At 72.8% G+C, this 14563-nt stretch carries 14 protein-coding genes; 6 read left to right on the plus strand and 8 right to left on the minus strand.

What is annotated here, in order from left to right; translation table 11 throughout:
- Positions 1-17 precede the first annotated feature (17 nt).
- The 7 genes from ACZ6R6_RS30390 to ACZ6R6_RS30420 form a co-directional block, all read right to left on the minus strand.
- Positions 18-1016, minus strand: a complete 999-nt coding sequence (locus ACZ6R6_RS30390) for a helix-turn-helix domain-containing protein (protein WP_470099050.1) — start codon at positions 1014-1016, stop codon at positions 18-20.
- Positions 1017-1137: 121 nt separating this feature from the next.
- Positions 1138-2310, minus strand: a complete 1173-nt coding sequence (locus tag ACZ6R6_RS30395) for a lipid-transfer protein (RefSeq protein WP_470099052.1) — start codon at positions 2308-2310, stop codon at positions 1138-1140.
- Between the two features lie 66 nt (positions 2311-2376).
- A complete protein-coding gene (locus tag ACZ6R6_RS30400; protein WP_470099054.1) occupies positions 2377-2790 on the minus strand; it encodes a MaoC/PaaZ C-terminal domain-containing protein in 414 nt (137 codons plus the stop codon).
- Positions 2787-3746 carry a bifunctional MaoC family dehydratase N-terminal/OB-fold nucleic acid binding domain-containing protein gene (locus tag ACZ6R6_RS30405; RefSeq protein WP_470099056.1) on the minus strand — a complete coding sequence of 320 codons (960 nt, stop codon included), beginning with the start codon at positions 3744-3746 and terminating at the stop codon, positions 2787-2789. Before ACZ6R6_RS30405 ends, ACZ6R6_RS30400 begins: the two co-directional genes overlap by 4 nt.
- Complete coding sequence (locus ACZ6R6_RS30410) at positions 3743-4897, minus strand: acyl-CoA dehydrogenase family protein (protein WP_470099058.1); 1155 nt, start codon at positions 4895-4897, stop codon at positions 3743-3745. Before ACZ6R6_RS30410 ends, ACZ6R6_RS30405 begins: the two co-directional genes overlap by 4 nt.
- Entirely contained in the window at positions 4897-5982 is a 1086-nt protein-coding gene (locus tag ACZ6R6_RS30415; protein ID WP_470099060.1) for an acyl-CoA dehydrogenase family protein, read from the minus strand. The genes ACZ6R6_RS30410 and ACZ6R6_RS30415 overlap by 1 nt, the downstream gene beginning before the upstream one ends.
- A complete protein-coding gene (locus tag ACZ6R6_RS30420; protein ID WP_470099062.1) occupies positions 5982-7634 on the minus strand; it encodes an AMP-binding protein in 1653 nt (550 codons plus the stop codon). The genes ACZ6R6_RS30415 and ACZ6R6_RS30420 overlap by 1 nt, the downstream gene beginning before the upstream one ends.
- Positions 7635-7826: 192 nt before the next feature.
- Here ACZ6R6_RS30420 and ACZ6R6_RS30425 point away from each other — a divergent pair, with 192 nt between their 5' ends.
- The 6 genes from ACZ6R6_RS30425 to ACZ6R6_RS30450 all read left to right on the plus strand — a co-directional run bounded on the left by ACZ6R6_RS30425 (position 7827) and on the right by ACZ6R6_RS30450 (position 13431).
- Complete coding sequence (locus ACZ6R6_RS30425; protein WP_470099064.1) at positions 7827-8546, plus strand: TetR family transcriptional regulator; 720 nt, start codon at positions 7827-7829, stop codon at positions 8544-8546.
- 108 nt (positions 8547-8654) lie between these two features.
- Complete coding sequence (locus ACZ6R6_RS30430) at positions 8655-9809, plus strand: steroid 3-ketoacyl-CoA thiolase (RefSeq protein WP_470099066.1); 1155 nt, start codon at positions 8655-8657, stop codon at positions 9807-9809.
- Positions 9810-9912: 103 nt separating this feature from the next.
- Positions 9913-10932 (plus strand): MBL fold metallo-hydrolase, encoded by a 1020-nt coding sequence (locus tag ACZ6R6_RS30435; RefSeq protein ID WP_470099068.1) that lies wholly within the window; start codon positions 9913-9915, stop codon positions 10930-10932.
- Between the two features lie 36 nt (positions 10933-10968).
- Positions 10969-11643 carry a FadR/GntR family transcriptional regulator gene (locus ACZ6R6_RS30440; protein ID WP_470099070.1) on the plus strand — a complete coding sequence of 225 codons (675 nt, stop codon included), beginning with the start codon at positions 10969-10971 and terminating at the stop codon, positions 11641-11643.
- A gap of 76 nt (positions 11644-11719) precedes the next feature.
- Complete coding sequence (locus ACZ6R6_RS30445) at positions 11720-12712, plus strand: Lrp/AsnC family transcriptional regulator (protein WP_470099072.1); 993 nt, start codon at positions 11720-11722, stop codon at positions 12710-12712.
- A gap of 248 nt (positions 12713-12960) precedes the next feature.
- On the plus strand, positions 12961-13431 hold the full coding sequence (locus tag ACZ6R6_RS30450) for a MarR family winged helix-turn-helix transcriptional regulator (protein ID WP_470099074.1): 471 nt from the start codon (positions 12961-12963) through the stop codon (positions 13429-13431).
- Between the two features lie 171 nt (positions 13432-13602).
- On the opposite strand, the gene ACZ6R6_RS30455 is transcribed toward ACZ6R6_RS30450, so the two are convergent.
- Complete coding sequence (locus ACZ6R6_RS30455; protein ID WP_470099076.1) at positions 13603-14544, minus strand: aldo/keto reductase; 942 nt, start codon at positions 14542-14544, stop codon at positions 13603-13605.
- Positions 14545-14563: the final 19 nt, after the last annotated feature.

Here is a 14563-nt window from a genome sequence, read left to right on the forward strand (position 1 = left end):
CCGGCCGGGGCCGCCGGTCAGAGCCAGCGCTCCCGGGCGGCGTGCCAGGCGAGCTGCATCCGGGTCTGCGCGCCGGCCAGCTCCATGATGTGCGCCAGGCGCCGCTGCACGGTCCGCTGGCTGATCCCGAGCTGGCTGGCGATCGACTTGTCCGGCACCCCGGCGACCAGCAGCGACAGCAGGTACAGGTCGTCGGAGTTCAGTGGGCAGGGATGGGTCCCCTCGGCGAGGGCGCCGTCCTCGCCGATCCGCAGCGGCGTCGCCCGGTCCCAGTAGCTCTCGAACAGCGCGATCAGCGCCTCCAGCAGCTCGCCGCCCCTTATCAGCGCCGCCGTCGGCTCCGATATCCCGGCGTGCCGCACCAGCGGCATCAGACCGATCTCCCGGTCCACGACCATCAGCCGGACCGGCAGCCGGGGCAGGGCTCGGGCGAGCTCGCCCAGCCTGACGCCGTAGGCCACGTTGGCCTGCATCCCCGACTCCTCCAGCAGGTCGCGCTCGTAGATCACCCGGTAGACCACCCCGCGGCGCAGCGCGTCCAGCTCCGCGTCGTTCTCGGTCGAGTGCATCACGATCGCGCTTCCCCGGCAGAAGCAGAGGACCTCCTCGCGGGCGTTCTCCTGCAGGTGTTCGAGCTGCTCGCGCAGCGCGATCCGGTTGGGCAGCACCTCCACGAGCCGGCCGGCGTCACGGCGGCGGGCGTTGCCCCGATACTCCTCCGACAGCTGCTCCACGGTGCGCCGCGCCCAGTCGAGCGACTGCTGCTGGCGCAGCAGGCGCGCGCCCAGCACGATGTCGGGGGAGGCCGCGGTGAAGCGCCGCTCCGCCGCAGCGGCCGTCTCCGCGGAGGCCGTCCGGACCAGACCCCTGGCCTCCATGGACGACAGCACCGTCTCGACCGCGCCGACGTCGAGGTCCAGCTCCGCGGCGAGATCGACGACGCCCGCCTCGGCCGCCGTCACCAGGAACCGGTAGACGCGCTCCTCCACCGGATCCAGCCCGACCGTTTCCAGCATGTCGCAATAATGCCATCCAAAACACGCATAACGGACGCAACTTCACCTCACAGGACGGGACCACCGCGGGCACCGCCCATGGATGACGACGCCCGGCCCTCCCCGGCCACCGGTGCGGCCGTCACTCGGCTGACAGGATCAGGCCGCTGGTGGGCACGCCGGTCCCCGCGGTGACCAGGACGTTGCGGACCCCGGAGACCTGGTTCACCGAGGTGCCCCGGATCTGCCTGACCGCCTCGGCGATGCCGTTCATGCCGTGGATGTACGCCTCGCCGAGCTGCCCGCCGTGCGGGTTGACCGGCAGGTGGCCGTCGATCTCGATGCCGCCGTCGGCGACGAGGTCCCGCGCCTCGCCGCGCCCGCAGAAGCCGAGCTCCTCCAGCTGGGTGAGCACGAACGGGGTGAAGTGGTCGTACAGGATGGCCGTCTGGACGTCGGCCGGGCCGAGCCCCGACTGCTCCCAGAGCCGGCGGCCGACCACCCCCATCTCCGGCAGGCCGGTCATCTCGTCGCGGTAGTAGCTGGTCATCATCAGCTGGCCGGCGCCGGCCCCCTGGGCCGCGGCGGCGATCAGAGCGGGCGACCTGCGCAGGTCCCTGGCCCGTTCGGCGGAGGTGACCACCAGCGCCACCGCGCCGTCGCTCTCCTGGCAGCAGTCGAGCAGGTGCAGCGGCTCCACGATCCACTTGGACGCCTGGTGCTCCTCCAGCGTGATCGGGCGCCCGTGGAACCAGGCCGCCGGGTTGGTGGCCGCGTGCCGGCGCATCGCCACGGCCACCCGGCCGAAGTCCTCGGACGTCACGCCGTAGGCGTGCATGTAGCGCCGGGCGAACATGGCGACCCAGCCCGCCGGGGTCATCAGCCCGTACGGCACGTGCCAGCTCATCTCCAGGCCCTGGGAGGACGGCTCGCCGCCGATCCGGGCGTCGGGCTGGCCGAACCTGCGGCCCGAACGCTCGTTGAAGGCGCGGTAGCAGACCACGGTCTCGGCGGCCCCGGTGGCGACCGCCATCGCGGCGTGCAGCACGGTGCCGCACGCCGCGCCGCCGCCGTAGTGCACGCGGGAGAAGAACGTCAGATCGCCGATGCCCACCTCGCGGGCCACGGCGATCTCCTGGTTGGCGTCCTGGGTGTAGGTCACCAGCCCGTCGACGTCCGAGGGGCTCAGGCCCGCGTCGTCCAGCGCCGCGAAAACCGCCTCGGCGGCGAGCTGGAGCTCCGACCGCCCTGACTGCTTGGAGAACTCGGTCGCGCCGATACCGGCGACAGCCGTACTCCCCGGGAGGGAGACCACGGTGATGGGTGCCTTTCTGCGGTGGGGCGTGTGGGGGCGTGCCCGGCGTCCGGACGGGGCGGGCGCTCAGCGTCCGGGCAGGGCGAAGCGGACGGTGCCGGAGGCGTGGTCGCCGAGGCTGACCCTGCCGCGGACCTCGACCGTGAACTCGCCGTCGTCGTGGGCGACGACGGCGCCGGTGAAGGTCAGCGTGTCGCCCGCGTAGGCGGGGACGCCGAGCTTGACGTTGATGCCGCGGATCAGCGCCTCGGGGCCGGCCCAGTCGGTGACATAGCGCTCGACGAGGCCCATCGTGGTCAGGATGTTGAGGAAGATGTCCTTGGAGCCCTGTGCCCTGGCGCCCTCGACGTCGTGGTGGACCGGGGTGAAGTCCATCGTCGCCAGCGCCGTCGAGACGATCACGGTGGGGGTCAGCCCGATCACGAGTTCCGGGAGGACCGACCCGATCTCGACCTGGTCTTCGGTAAGCGTCCGCATCATGACTCCTGGGGGACCCACATCGGCAGGATCAGCTCGTCGTCCATCTGGCGATACGTCACACGCAACTGCATACCGATACCCACTTCTTCAGGCGGACAGTCCACGACATTGCCCACGATCCGCACCCCTTCCGGCAGCTCCACCACAGCGACCACATAAGGAGTGCTCAGCCCCGGGACCGGCGGGTTGTGGTGCACGACGTAGCTGTAGACCTCGCCCGTGCCGCCCGCCACGACGTGCGTCCGGTCGGCCGAACGGCACGACGGGCAGATCGGGCCCGGGGGGTGCCGGAGCTCTCCGCAGTCCGCGCATCTCTGGATCCGGAGCTCGCCCCTGGCGACACCTTCCCAGAAGAACGCGGTGTCCCTGTTGACCGCGGGTCTCAGCGGGTACGGCTCGCGTGCCTCGGGCGTGGTTTTCCGCTCCTGGGGGCGAAATTTCAGTACCCGGAACAGCATGTGGGCCACGGGCTCCTCCCCCGAGTACCACGTGACGTTCCAGGTGACGAAGTAGCCCTCGCCGAGCGCCGTCTTCTTCGGCCCGGAGAGCCCGGCGAACCGGGTGGCCGGCACCAGCCGTTCGCCGACCCTGAGGTAGCGGTGGTAGGTCTGCTCGCAGTTGGTCGCGACCACGCCGGTGTAGCCGCTGCCGTCCAGCGCCCTGAGCACGTCGTCGACCGGGGTGCGCTGCTGCCCGCGGTCCCGGTTCACGCCGGGCATGTTCCAGACCTGGATCATCGCCGGGGGCGCCACGATCTCCCCGTGCACGCTGCCCGCCGCGGCCTCCGCGTCGGTGTAGACGGGGTTGGCGTCCCCCATGGCGTCGGCCCAGTGCCGGATCATCGGGAGGTTGACCGGGTCCGCGGCGGCCGCGCCCCGGACCTCGCCGAGCTCGATCTGCCGCCCGGCCAGGGCCATGAGCCGGTCGTGGAGGGCGGGCTCCGCTGTCGCGGTCATCGGGGCGGCCTCGGCAGGCTCAGGCCGAGCATGGCGATGAGCTCGCGCTGGACCTCGTTGACGCCGCCGCCGAAGGTGAGCACGATCGCGCCCTTGACGCCGTGGTCGAGGCGGTCGACGAAGTCGGCCGTCTCCGGGTCGGCCGGGTCGCCGTAGCGGGCCAGGACGTCGCCGACGATCCTGCCGACCTCCTGCATCCGCTCCGATCCGTAGATCTTGGTGGCCGAGGCGTCGGGCGCGCCCAGCCAGCCCAGGTCCATGTTGGCCGCGACCTGCCAGTTCAGCAGCTCGTTGGTCCGGAAGCAGGCGTAGACCCGGCCGAGCGCCCGCCGTACGGCCGGCTCCTCGATGAGGCCGGTGCCGCGGGCCCAGCGCAGGAACCTGTCGTAGGTGTGGGCGATGTTGCCCGCCGGGCCCAGCGTGACCCGTTCGTGGTTGAGCTGGTTGACGATCAGGTCCCAGCCCTTGTTCTCCTCCCCCACCACCATGTCCACCGGCACGCGCACGTCGGCGTAGTAGGTGGAGTTGGTGTGGTGGCGCCCGTCCATGGTCGTGATCGGCGTCCACGAGAAGCCGGGGTCGGCGCAGTCGACGATCATCATCGTGATGCCGCGGTGCTTGCGGGCCTCCGGGTCGGTGCGGGCGGCCAGCCAGATGTACTGGGAGTAGTGCGCCCCCGAGGTGAAGATCTTCTGGCCGTTGACGACGTAGTGGTCCCCGTCGCGGACCGCGGTGGTGCGCAGGGACGCCAGGTCGGTGCCCGCCTCCGGCTCGCTGTAGCCGATCGCGAAGTGGCACTCCCCCGCCAGGATGCGCGGCAGGAAGAACTCCTTCTGCGCCGCCGTGCCGTACTGCATGAGGGTGGGGCCGACGGTCTGCACCGTGATGATCGGGTAGGGCACCTCGGCGCGGGCGATCTCGTTGGCGAAGATCTGCTGTTCCAGCGGGCCGTACCCGCCGCCGCCGTACTCCCGCGGCCAGCCCAGCCCGAGCTTGCCGTCGCGGCCGAGGTTGCGGCAGTGCTCCATGTAGGCGTGGCCGAACGGGTCGGTGGAGATCTTCTTGCGGTCCTCGGCGGTCAGGCAGCCCCGGAAGTACTCGCGCAGCTCGTCGCGGAGCCTTTTCTGCCCGGGGGTCAGGTCGATCATCATCAGACGAGCGCTCCGATCGTGTCGAGCCGGGCCTCCACGCCGCCCAGCAGGTGGGCGTGGTGCTTGCCCCAGGCGAAGTAGCGGTGCAGCGGGTAGGTCATGTCCAGGCCGATCCCGCCGTGCAGGTGTTGGCAGGTGTAGAGCGCCCGCAGCGCCGAGTCCGTCACGGTGAGGGCTCCGACGGCGAGGTCGGTCTCGGCCTCCTCGGCCGCGCCCTCGGCCAGCCGCCACGCCCCGGACCACACGGCCACGTCCAGTGCCCGGCCGGCGATGTAGACGTCGGCGATCTGCACGGTCACCGCCTGGAACTCGGCCAGCGCCCGGTCGAACTGCCTGCGGGTCCTGACGTACTCCGTGGTCAGCGCCAGCGCCCCGGCCAGCACGCCGGAGGAGACGGCGATGATGCCGGCCAGTGCCAGCCTCCGCAGGCCGCCGAACGCCTCGCCGTCCTGGGCGCCCACCGGCTCGCCGGGGGTGGCCTCCAGGATGAGCGTGGCGGCGGGCTCTCCGGTGGAGACGGACTCGGGCCGCAGGGTCATCGCCTCCGGCGAGGCCAGGAACAGGCCGACGCCGCCGTCCGTGACGGCGGGGACGAGGATCTTCGACGCCTGGGCCGCGTACGACACCGTGCTCTTGCGCCCGTCCAGCACCCAGCCGCCGCCGTCCCTGCGGGCGGTCACGGCGGGGGTGGCGCCGAGGTCGCGGCCGGGCTCGCGCAGCGCGGAGGTCAGCACCAGCCCGCCCTCGGCCAGTGGGGCCAGCGCCTCGCGCTGCTCGCCGGAGCCGTACCGGGCGACGGCCAGCGCCGCGACGAGGCTCTGCTGGACGGGGACCGGGGCCACGTGCGCGCCGACCTCCCGCAGGAGGACCGCCATCTCGACCGGCCCGAGCCCGGCGCCGCCCGCCTCCTCCGGCAGGCACGCGCCCAGCAGCCCGGCCTGGGCCAGGGAGCTCCACAACCGCGCGTCGTACGGCGCGCCGCTTGCCTCGTGGGCCTCCAGCCTGCTGGCGCTCACCTCCCGGTCGAGGAGCTCCACCGCGAGTTTGCGCAGGTCACTCTGTGTCTCATCAAGATTGAAGTCCACTAGCGCTCCAGGGGGTGCCGCCGGCCGTGCCGGACGAACTCGTCGTCGATCTCGGTGATGTCGTCGGGGGTCAGCGGCCGCCATCCCGGCTGTCCCGGGGGCCGCCACCAGACGGGGTCGCCGGTGTGCCAGCCCTCCGCGGCGAGGATCCGCTTGACGACCTTGTTCGAAGCGGTCTGCGGTAACTCCTTACATATGCGGATATATCGAGGTATGGCCTTGGGGCCGAGGTCCCTCCGGCCGGCCAGGAAGCCCGCGAAGGCCCCCTGGTCGAAGTCGCCGTCGAGCACCAGGGCCGCCATGACCTGGTCTCCCGCCACCGCGTCGGGCACCGGGTAGACGGCCGCCTCGATCACGCCGGGGAACTCGCGGACGACCGCCTCGACCGGCGCGACCGCCAGGTTCTCCCCGTCCACCCGGAGCCGCTCGGTGCCGCGCCCGGCGAAGAAGACATGGCCCCGCGCGTCGGCGTAGGCCAGGTCGCCCGACCAGAACACGCCCTCCCGGATCCGCTCGCGGTCGGCCTCGGGGTCGTTGTAGTAGCCGTCGAACAGGCCCGGCCCGGCGGTGTTGACCAGCTCCCCGATCGCCTCGTCCCCGTTGAGCAGCCGGCCGTCCTCGATGACGGCGGCCGGGCATCTGCGCCCGCTGGACGGGTCGCGGATCTCGATGCCGTCGGGCAGCCTGCCCAGGCAGCCGGGCGGTCCCGCCGGGTCGGGGGTGATCGCGATCGCGGTCTCGGTGGAGCCGAACGCGTCGATGACGTGGCATCCGAACCGTTCGCCGAACCGCCGGACCGCGGTGGCGCTCCCCTCGTTGCCGAAGGCGATCCGGAGCGCGCCGTCCCGGTCGCCGGGCTCCGGCGGGGTGGACAGGACGTAGGAGAGCGCCTTGCCGACGTAGTGCAGGTAGGTGACCCCATAGCGCCTGACGTCGGGCATCAGCCCGGAGGCGGAGAACCTCCGCCGGAGCACCAGCGCCGCCCCCGACGCCACCGCCGGGGCGTAGGCCGCCATGACGGCCCCGGAGTGGAACAGCGGCATGGAGCAGTAGACGACGTCCTCCGGCGAGAGCATCGCCGCCAGGCTGACGCCGGGGACGGCGATCTTCCGCTGGGTGACCCGCACCGCCCGGGGCCGGCCCGAGGTCCCCGAGGTGAAGATCAGCATGACCAGCCCGTCCGCACCCGTCCGCGCGGTCCCCGAGGGGCCGTCCTGCGCGGGACCGGCCTGGGCGGAGCCCTCCCGTGCGGGGCCGGCACGGGCGGAACCGGCGCGGGCGGGAGCCGGCGCCGTACCGCGGAGTCCGGCGATCTCCGCGGCGAGCTCCGCGTACGCGGGTCCGTGGACGATGAGGTCGGCGTGGGTGGCGTCCGCGTCACGGGCGAGTTCGGCGGCGCTCCTGGTCGTGTTCAGCGCGACGAGCACGTGGCCGGACAGGGCTGCGCCGCCCAGCAGGAACAGCAGCTCGGGGACGTTGTCGAACAGCGCCCCGACGTGCGCGGCCCGTCCCAGGGTGTCCATCCAGGCGCCCCGGGCCCGGCACTCCGCGACGTATTCGCGCCAGCTCCACACCTGGTCCTCGAACAGGAGGCCGGGCCGGTCGTCCCCGGCCCGCCGCTCCAGCAGCTCCGCCAACGTCTTCCCGGACATCACGCCTCCCAGCGATGAGGCTCAGGTCAGCCGTTCCGAAAAGTAGAACAGATTCTACTATCTGTCCATAGGGAATCTATGGCAATAAGTCATGACATACGCCGACGTAGCGCATATCCCATGCAAGACGGGCCGCGCTTGTGACTGGCGAGTAACTCATCGGAGCATCCGGAAATCAGATAACGTGTTCTCATGCGTACCCCGCATGCGACCACCGAGGCGCCGGTCGCCTCGCGCCTCCCCACCCCACCGGCCCCGGGCGCCGCCGGACCGGCCAAGCCCAAGGGGGCACCTGGCGTGCAGAGCGAATCGGCCTCCACCGGCGTCCGCACCCGGAGCCAGCACCAGCGGCGCAAGCGCATCGTCCAGGCCGCCGCCGCCCTCGCCTCCCGCGGCGGCGTCGAGGCCATGCAGATGCGCACCGTGGCCGAGCGGGCGGGGGTCGCCCTCGGCACCCTCTACCGCTACTTCCCCTCCAAGATGGATCTGGTGGTCGCCGTCGTCGGCGAGGAGATCGACCTCCTCGAGAGCAGCATCGAGCGCCGCCCGCCCAGCGCCACCACGGCCTCGGGCCGGGCCGTCGACATCCTGATGCGCGCCACCCGCGGCCTGATGCGCGAGCCGGAGCTCGCCGACGCGCTCATCCGCTCACTGATCATGGCCGAGGTGGACACCCCGTTCGGCGACCGCATGGCGGGCCTGCTGCTGCGTGTGGCCGCCGACGAGCTCACCGCGGAGACCGCCACCGAGGAGCAGTTCGCCCTGGCGAGCTCCCTGGCCAGCGTCTGGGTGCACGAGCTGCTGGAGATGCTCCGCGGCCGGCGCACCTACGAGCAGATCCAGCGCCGCATCGAGATCGCCGCCATCCGCCTGCTCGCCGACTTCCAGCCACCTTCTTCCGCCGGAAAATAGAACGCGTTACAGTCGCAGTCGGAAGACGACCAGAGCGACGTTCTAGAGCGACGCGCCGAGGGACCGGCTCGCGGGCGCCGGGACCCGGCCGCCAGGCGAGGAGATCGTATGGGTGCAGTGATCGTCGAGGCCGTGCGGACCCCGATCGGCAGGCGTAACGGCTGGCTGGCGGGGCTGAAGCCGCTGGCGCTGCTCGCGGCGGCGCTGAACGGCCTGGTGGACCGGTCGGGGATCGACCCGGCGGCCGTGGACCAGGTGTTCACCGGGTGCGTCACCCAAGCGGGCGAGCAGGGCGGGCACGTCGGGCGGCACGCCTGGCTCTACGCCGGCCTTCCCTACCAGACGGGCGTGACCACGATCGATGCGCAGTGCGGCTCCTCCCAGCAGGCCGTGCACCTGGTCGCCGCCCTCATCAACTCGGGCGTCATCGACGCCGGCATCGCCTGCGGCGTCGAGGTGATGAGCCGCGCCCCGCTCGGCAGCAACGTGCTCCCGGCCCGGCCCCGGCCCGACGACTGGGCCGTCGACCTGCCCGACCAGTTCACCGCCGCCGAACGGATCGCCCAGCGGCGCGGGCTGACCCGCGAGCGGCTCGACCGGTTCGGCGCCCGGTCCCAGCGGCTGGCCGCCGAGGCGTGGGCCGAGGGCCGGTTCGACCGGGAGATCGTCGAGGTGACCGCGCCCGTCCTCGGCGAGGACGGGCAGCCGACCGGCGAGAGCCGCATCGTGGACAGGGACCAGGGACTGCGCGAGACGACCGCCGAGGCGCTGGCCGGGCTCAAGCCGGTGCTGGGCGACGGCCTGCACACCGCGGGCACCGCCTCGCAGATCTCCGACGGCGCGGCGGCGGTGCTGCTGATGAGCGAGGAGGCCGCCGCCCGGCACGGCCTGCGCCCCCGGGCCCGCATCCTCGCCCAGGCGCTCGTCGGCGCCGAGCCGTACTACCACTTGGACGGTCCGGTGGACGCGACCGCCAAGGTCCTGTCCGCCACGGGCATGACCGTCGCGGACATCGATCGGTTCGAGGTGAACGAGGCGTTCGCCTCGGTCGTCCTCTCCTGGGCGTCGGTGCACGGGCCGGACATGGACCGGGTCAATCCGGGCGGCGGCGCCATCGCGCTCGGCCACCCGGTCGGCGCGACCGGTTCCCGGCTGATCACCACCGCCCTGCACGAGCTGGAGAGGTCCGACTCCTCCACCGCGCTGGTGTCGATGTGCGCGGGCGGGGCGCTCGCCACCGCGACCGTTCTCGAACGGCTGTGAGGGCGGTCGCCGGGCGGCGGGGAGAGACCGCGACCGGGAAAGACCGTGAGACGACGGCGGCCGCGAGACAGCGGCCGCCGTGAAAGAACGAGGAGCACCACATTTGAGATCCCGCCGCAGGCCCTACAGCGAGCAGCGCCCGATCGACGTCGGCGGCGGGGTGTGGAGCGTGCCCGTCCCGATCCCCGGCAACCCGCTCGGCTACACACTGGTCTACGCCGTCGAGTCCCCCTCCGGGCCGGTGCTGGTCGACGCGGGCTGGAACCACCCGGAGGCCTGGCTGGCGCTGCGGGACGGGCTGGCCGCCGTCGGCATGGACGTCCGCGAGGTCCGGGGGGTGGTGGTCACCCACTTCCATCCCGACCACGCCGGGCTGGCCGGCCGGGTCCGGGAGGAGTCGGGGGCGTGGATCGCCATGCACGAGGCCGACGTCGCGCTGGTCAAGCTCATCCGCGACGTCGACGAGGGCGCGCAGCGCGCCTTCCAGGCCGACATGCTGCGCCGGGCGGGAGCCACCGGGGGCGAGGTGGCGGAGGTGACGGCGGAGCGGCCGCAGCCACCCGCGCTGCCCGACCGGACGCTCGGCGACGGCGACCTGGTCGACCTGCCCGGCCGTGCGCTCCGCACGGTCTGGACCCCCGGCCACACCCCGGGCCACATCTGCCTGCACCTGGAGGACACCGGCCGGCTCTTCACCGGCGACCACGTGCTGCCGGGCATCACCCCGCACATCGGCGTCTACCCCTACGACCGCACCGACGTGGACCCGCTCAGCGACTTCCTGGACTCGCTGGCCAAAGTGGCGAGCCTGGGCTCGCTCGAAGCCCTGCCCGCCCATGAGTGGATATTTCAAGACACGGCGGCCCGGGCGATGGAGATCCGCACGCACCACGAGGAGAAACTCCTACGGCTCGCCGCCCTGCTGGCCGAGGCGGGCGAGCCCCTCACCATCTGGGAGACCGCCGGCCGGATGACCTGGAACCGCCCCTGGGAGGAGCTCCCGGCGATGCTGAGGGGGATGGCCGCCGGAGAGGCCGCGGCCCATCTGCGCACCCTGGAGGTCCGAGGTGTGATCCGTCGCACGGCGGAGGCGGGACCGGTCCGCTACGCCCTACACTCTTAGACATCCGATGTCTGAGGGACCCGAGGATGGTGAAGCGTGGCGGTCACCGACGCCGCTATCGACAGGATCAAGCAGATGATCCTCGCGGGCGAGCTCGCCCCGGGCAGCAGGCTGCCGAAGGAGGCCGACCTGGCCGAGCGGCTCGGCCTGTCGCGCAACTCCCTGCGCGAGGCCGTCCGCGCCCTCGCCCTGATCAACGTGCTGGACGTGCGCCAAGGTGACGGCACCTATGTGACCAGCCTGGAGCCGCGGCTCCTGCTGGACGCGATGTCGTTCGTGGTGGACTTCCACCAGGACGACACCGTGCTGCAGTTCTTCCAGGTCCGGCGGATCCTCGAACCGGCGGCGACCGCGATGGCGGCCACGCGGATGGCCGAGTCCGAGGTCGCCGAGCTGCGCAAGATCCTCTCCGAGCTGCCCGCCGACCCCAGCGTCGAGCAGCTCGTCGCCAACGACCTGGAGTTCCACCAGCGCATCGCGGCGGGTTCGGGCAACGCGGTGCTGTGCTCTCTCATAGAGAGCCTGTCGGGCCCCACCACCAGGGCCCGGATCTGGCGGGGGCTGACCCAGGAGAACGCCCTGGAGAAGACCCGCGAGCAGCACGCCGCGATCTGCGACGCCATCGCCGCCCGGCAGCCCGAGGTCGCCCGCGCCTGGGCGACGGTCCACATCGCCGGGGTCGAGGAGTGGCTCCGCAACGCCCTCGCCTGAACCGATCCCCCACCAGAAAAGATCACAAAGTCGTACTCTTGGGGCGGACCGCTCCCGCGACCACGAGGATGACCCGATGCAGCCACTCGACGGAGCCGATCTCAGGGTGGTCGCCGCCCTGCAGGTGAACGGGCGGGCCACCTGGGACCGGATCGGCCGGGTGCTGCGGGAGCCGACCCGCAACGTGGCCCGGCGGGCCGGCCGGCTGATGGAGTCGGGTGTGCTCTCGGTGATCGGACTGGTCGACGACCGGCGGCTGGACTCGGCGCTGCTCCGGGTGCGCTGCCGTCCCGGATCGGCCGTCGAGGTGGGGACGGCCCTGGCCGAGCTGCCCCAGACCCGGTCCGTCACGCTGCTGTCCGGCCCGGTGGACTGCGCGGCGGAGCTCTCGGCGGCCGACGACACGCTGGTGGACCTGCTCCTGCGGGACATCCCGGCGATCGACGGGGTGCTGGAGAGCACCACGTATCCGGCGTTGAAATACTTCAGCACGCCCCTCGACTGGCATCTCGGCGTGCTCACCCCGCAGGAGGCCGAGGGGCTGCGCGAGCAGTGGCACGCCCCGCCGGAGCGCTCCCCGCGCCCGGGCGAGGAACCCTCCGCCGACGACGAGCGGATCATCGCGGCGGTGGTCACCGACGGCCGCGCCACCCACGCCGAGGTCGCGCTGGCCGCCGGGATCAGCGAGTCGACCGCCCGCCGCCGCCTGGACGCCCTGCTCCGCAGGGGCATCCTGCGCATCCGCGCCGAGATCGAGCCCGCGTGCCTGGGGCTGCCGGCCGAGGCCGTGCTCTGGCTGCGGGTGGCCGGCGACGAGGTGGACGCGGTGGGCCGCGCGCTGGCCGCCCGTCCGGAGGTCAGGTTCGCCATGGCCGTGGCAGGCGACCACCAGTTGGTGGCGCAGGTCGCCCTGCCCGGCCGGCCGGAGCTGTACGAGTTCCTGCGCGAGATCGGCGGGCTGCCGGGCATCATGGCCGTCGAGACGGCCATGATGCTCCGCACGCTCAAGCGCGCCTTCCTGATCAAGCAGGACTGCCGGGTGGAGCGCTGGGCCGGGCCGGTCGGCTAGGGCGGTGGCCGCGCGTCACGGCGCGTCTCCGCGCGTCACGGCACGTCGCGACGCGTATCCGGCGTCACGGCACGTCGCGACGCGTCTCCGCGCGTCACGGTGCGCCTCCGCGCGTCACGGTGTGTCACGGCGTGTCTCAGCGCGTATCGGCCTGTCCGGCGGCTCCCGGCGTGGCGGATGACAGGCGACGGATAATCTCCTAAATTGGACAACCCAGTTGCCGGAAGCAGCGAGCCAGGTGGTCCGACGTGCCAAGTGACCCGCCGGGTTTCGAGCTGCCGCTACGGCTGTTCCTCGGCTTCCGCGTCCTCATCGACGGAGTCCACGCCGAACTCGCCCGCCAGGGCCACCCCGACCTGCGGCCGATGCACGGCTTCGTCTTCCAGGCGATCGGTCCCGAGGGCACCACGGCCGCCGAGCTCGGCCGCCGGCTCGGGATCTCCAAGCAGGCGGCGGGCAAGACCGTCGACTCCCTGGAGCAGCTCGGCTACGTGGAGCGCGGCTCCGACCCACGTGACGCGCGGCGCAAGGTCATCCGGCTCACCCACCGCGGTGTCGACTCCCTCGTCCGGTCGGCGCGCATCTTCGACGACCTGCGGGCCGGCTGGGCGGAGGCGCTCGGGGAGGAGCGCCTGCGCGCGCTGGAGACCGACCTGCGCAAGGTCACGCCGTCGGAGGTCTTCCGGCTCGACATCCCCGGCTGGTTCGGCGGCTACTGACTCCCGCCCCGTCCCCCGCTGGTCCGGCGGCCACCGACCACCGCCCCGCCCGTGCCTCCTCGCCCGCCCCCGCCTGCCCCGCGGCGCGCGATGACCGGCAGGGGCTCGCCCGCCCCGCGGCGCGCGGGGAGCGGCCAGGCCCCGGCCGCTCCCCGCGGGAGCGGGACCCGCTCAGGCGATCAGCCCTTCGGCCCCGAGTTCGGCCCACAGCTCCTCCGGGACGGGCTCCGCGACGAGGGCGGCGTTGCGGGTGACCTCGGCGGCGGACCTCGCGCCGACGACCACCGAGGCGACCGCCGGATGGCGCAGCGGGAAGGCCAGCGCCGCCTGGGGCAGGGTGACGCCGTGGCGCTCGCACACGGCCGCGACGCGACGGGCACGGGCCAGCAGCGGCTCGGGGGCCGGGGCGTAGTCGTAGGTGCCCGACGGGTCGTGGGTGGCCAGCAGGCCGCTGTTGAACACCCCGGCGGCGACCACCGAGACGCCGCGCTCGTCGCACAGCGGCAGCAGCTCCTCGGCTCCCGACTGGTCGAGGAGGGTGTGGCGGCCGGCCAGCATGACCATGTCCACACCGGTCTCGCGGACGAAGCGGGTGAGCATCTCCGCCTGGTTCATGCCGACCCCGACGGCCTTGACGACCCCCTGGTCGCGCAGCTCGGCCAGGGCCGGGTACGCCTCGGAGACGGCCTGCTCCCAGTGGTCGTCGGGGTCGTGGATCAGCACGACGTCGACCGTGTCGAGGCCGAGCCGGACCAGGCTCTCCTCCAGCGACCGCCGGACCCCGTCCCGCGAGAAGTCCCACACCCGGCGCAGGTCGGCGGGGACGTCGAAGCCCTGGCCGTCCCTGCCCACGGGAGCGTCGCCGGTGGACGGCACGAGCAGGCGGCCGACCTTGGTGGACAGGGTGTAGGAGTCGCGGGGCCGGCCGGCCAGGGCGGCGCCGAGCCGCCGCTCCGACAGGCCGAGCCCGTAGTGGGGCGCGGTGTCGAACAGGCGGAACCCGGCGTCGTAGGCGGCGTCCACCGCCGCCCGGGCCTCGGCGTCGCTCACGGCGGTGAACAGGTTGCCGATCGGGGCGGCGCCGAAGCCGTACTTGCTCACGGAGAAGGTCATGACCGTCAATCCTGCGCCT

Source organism: Streptosporangium sp. NPDC048886 (assembly GCF_055586905.1).

Excerpts from the sequence above, each read along its gene's own strand:
- ACZ6R6_RS30410 (WP_470099058.1), bottom strand. The coding sequence starts at position 4,897 with ATGATGATCGACCTGACCCCCGGGCAGAAAAGGCTCCGCGACGAGCTG.
- ACZ6R6_RS30425 (WP_470099064.1), top strand. The coding sequence starts at position 7,827 with ATGCGTACCCCGCATGCGACCACCGAGGCGCCGGTCGCCTCGCGCCTC.
- ACZ6R6_RS30405 (WP_470099056.1), bottom strand. The coding sequence starts at position 3,746 with ATGACCGCGACAGCGGAGCCCGCCCTCCACGACCGGCTCATGGCCCTG.
- ACZ6R6_RS30400 (WP_470099054.1), bottom strand. The coding sequence starts at position 2,790 with ATGATGCGGACGCTTACCGAAGACCAGGTCGAGATCGGGTCGGTCCTC.
- ACZ6R6_RS30445 (WP_470099072.1), top strand. The coding sequence starts at position 11,720 with ATGCAGCCACTCGACGGAGCCGATCTCAGGGTGGTCGCCGCCCTGCAG.
- ACZ6R6_RS30420 (WP_470099062.1), bottom strand. The coding sequence starts at position 7,634 with ATGTCCGGGAAGACGTTGGCGGAGCTGCTGGAGCGGCGGGCCGGGGAC.
- ACZ6R6_RS30390 (WP_470099050.1), bottom strand. The coding sequence starts at position 1,016 with ATGCTGGAAACGGTCGGGCTGGATCCGGTGGAGGAGCGCGTCTACCGG.
- ACZ6R6_RS30455 (WP_470099076.1), bottom strand. The coding sequence starts at position 14,544 with ATGACCTTCTCCGTGAGCAAGTACGGCTTCGGCGCCGCCCCGATCGGC.
- ACZ6R6_RS30430 (WP_470099066.1), top strand. The coding sequence starts at position 8,655 with ATGGGTGCAGTGATCGTCGAGGCCGTGCGGACCCCGATCGGCAGGCGT.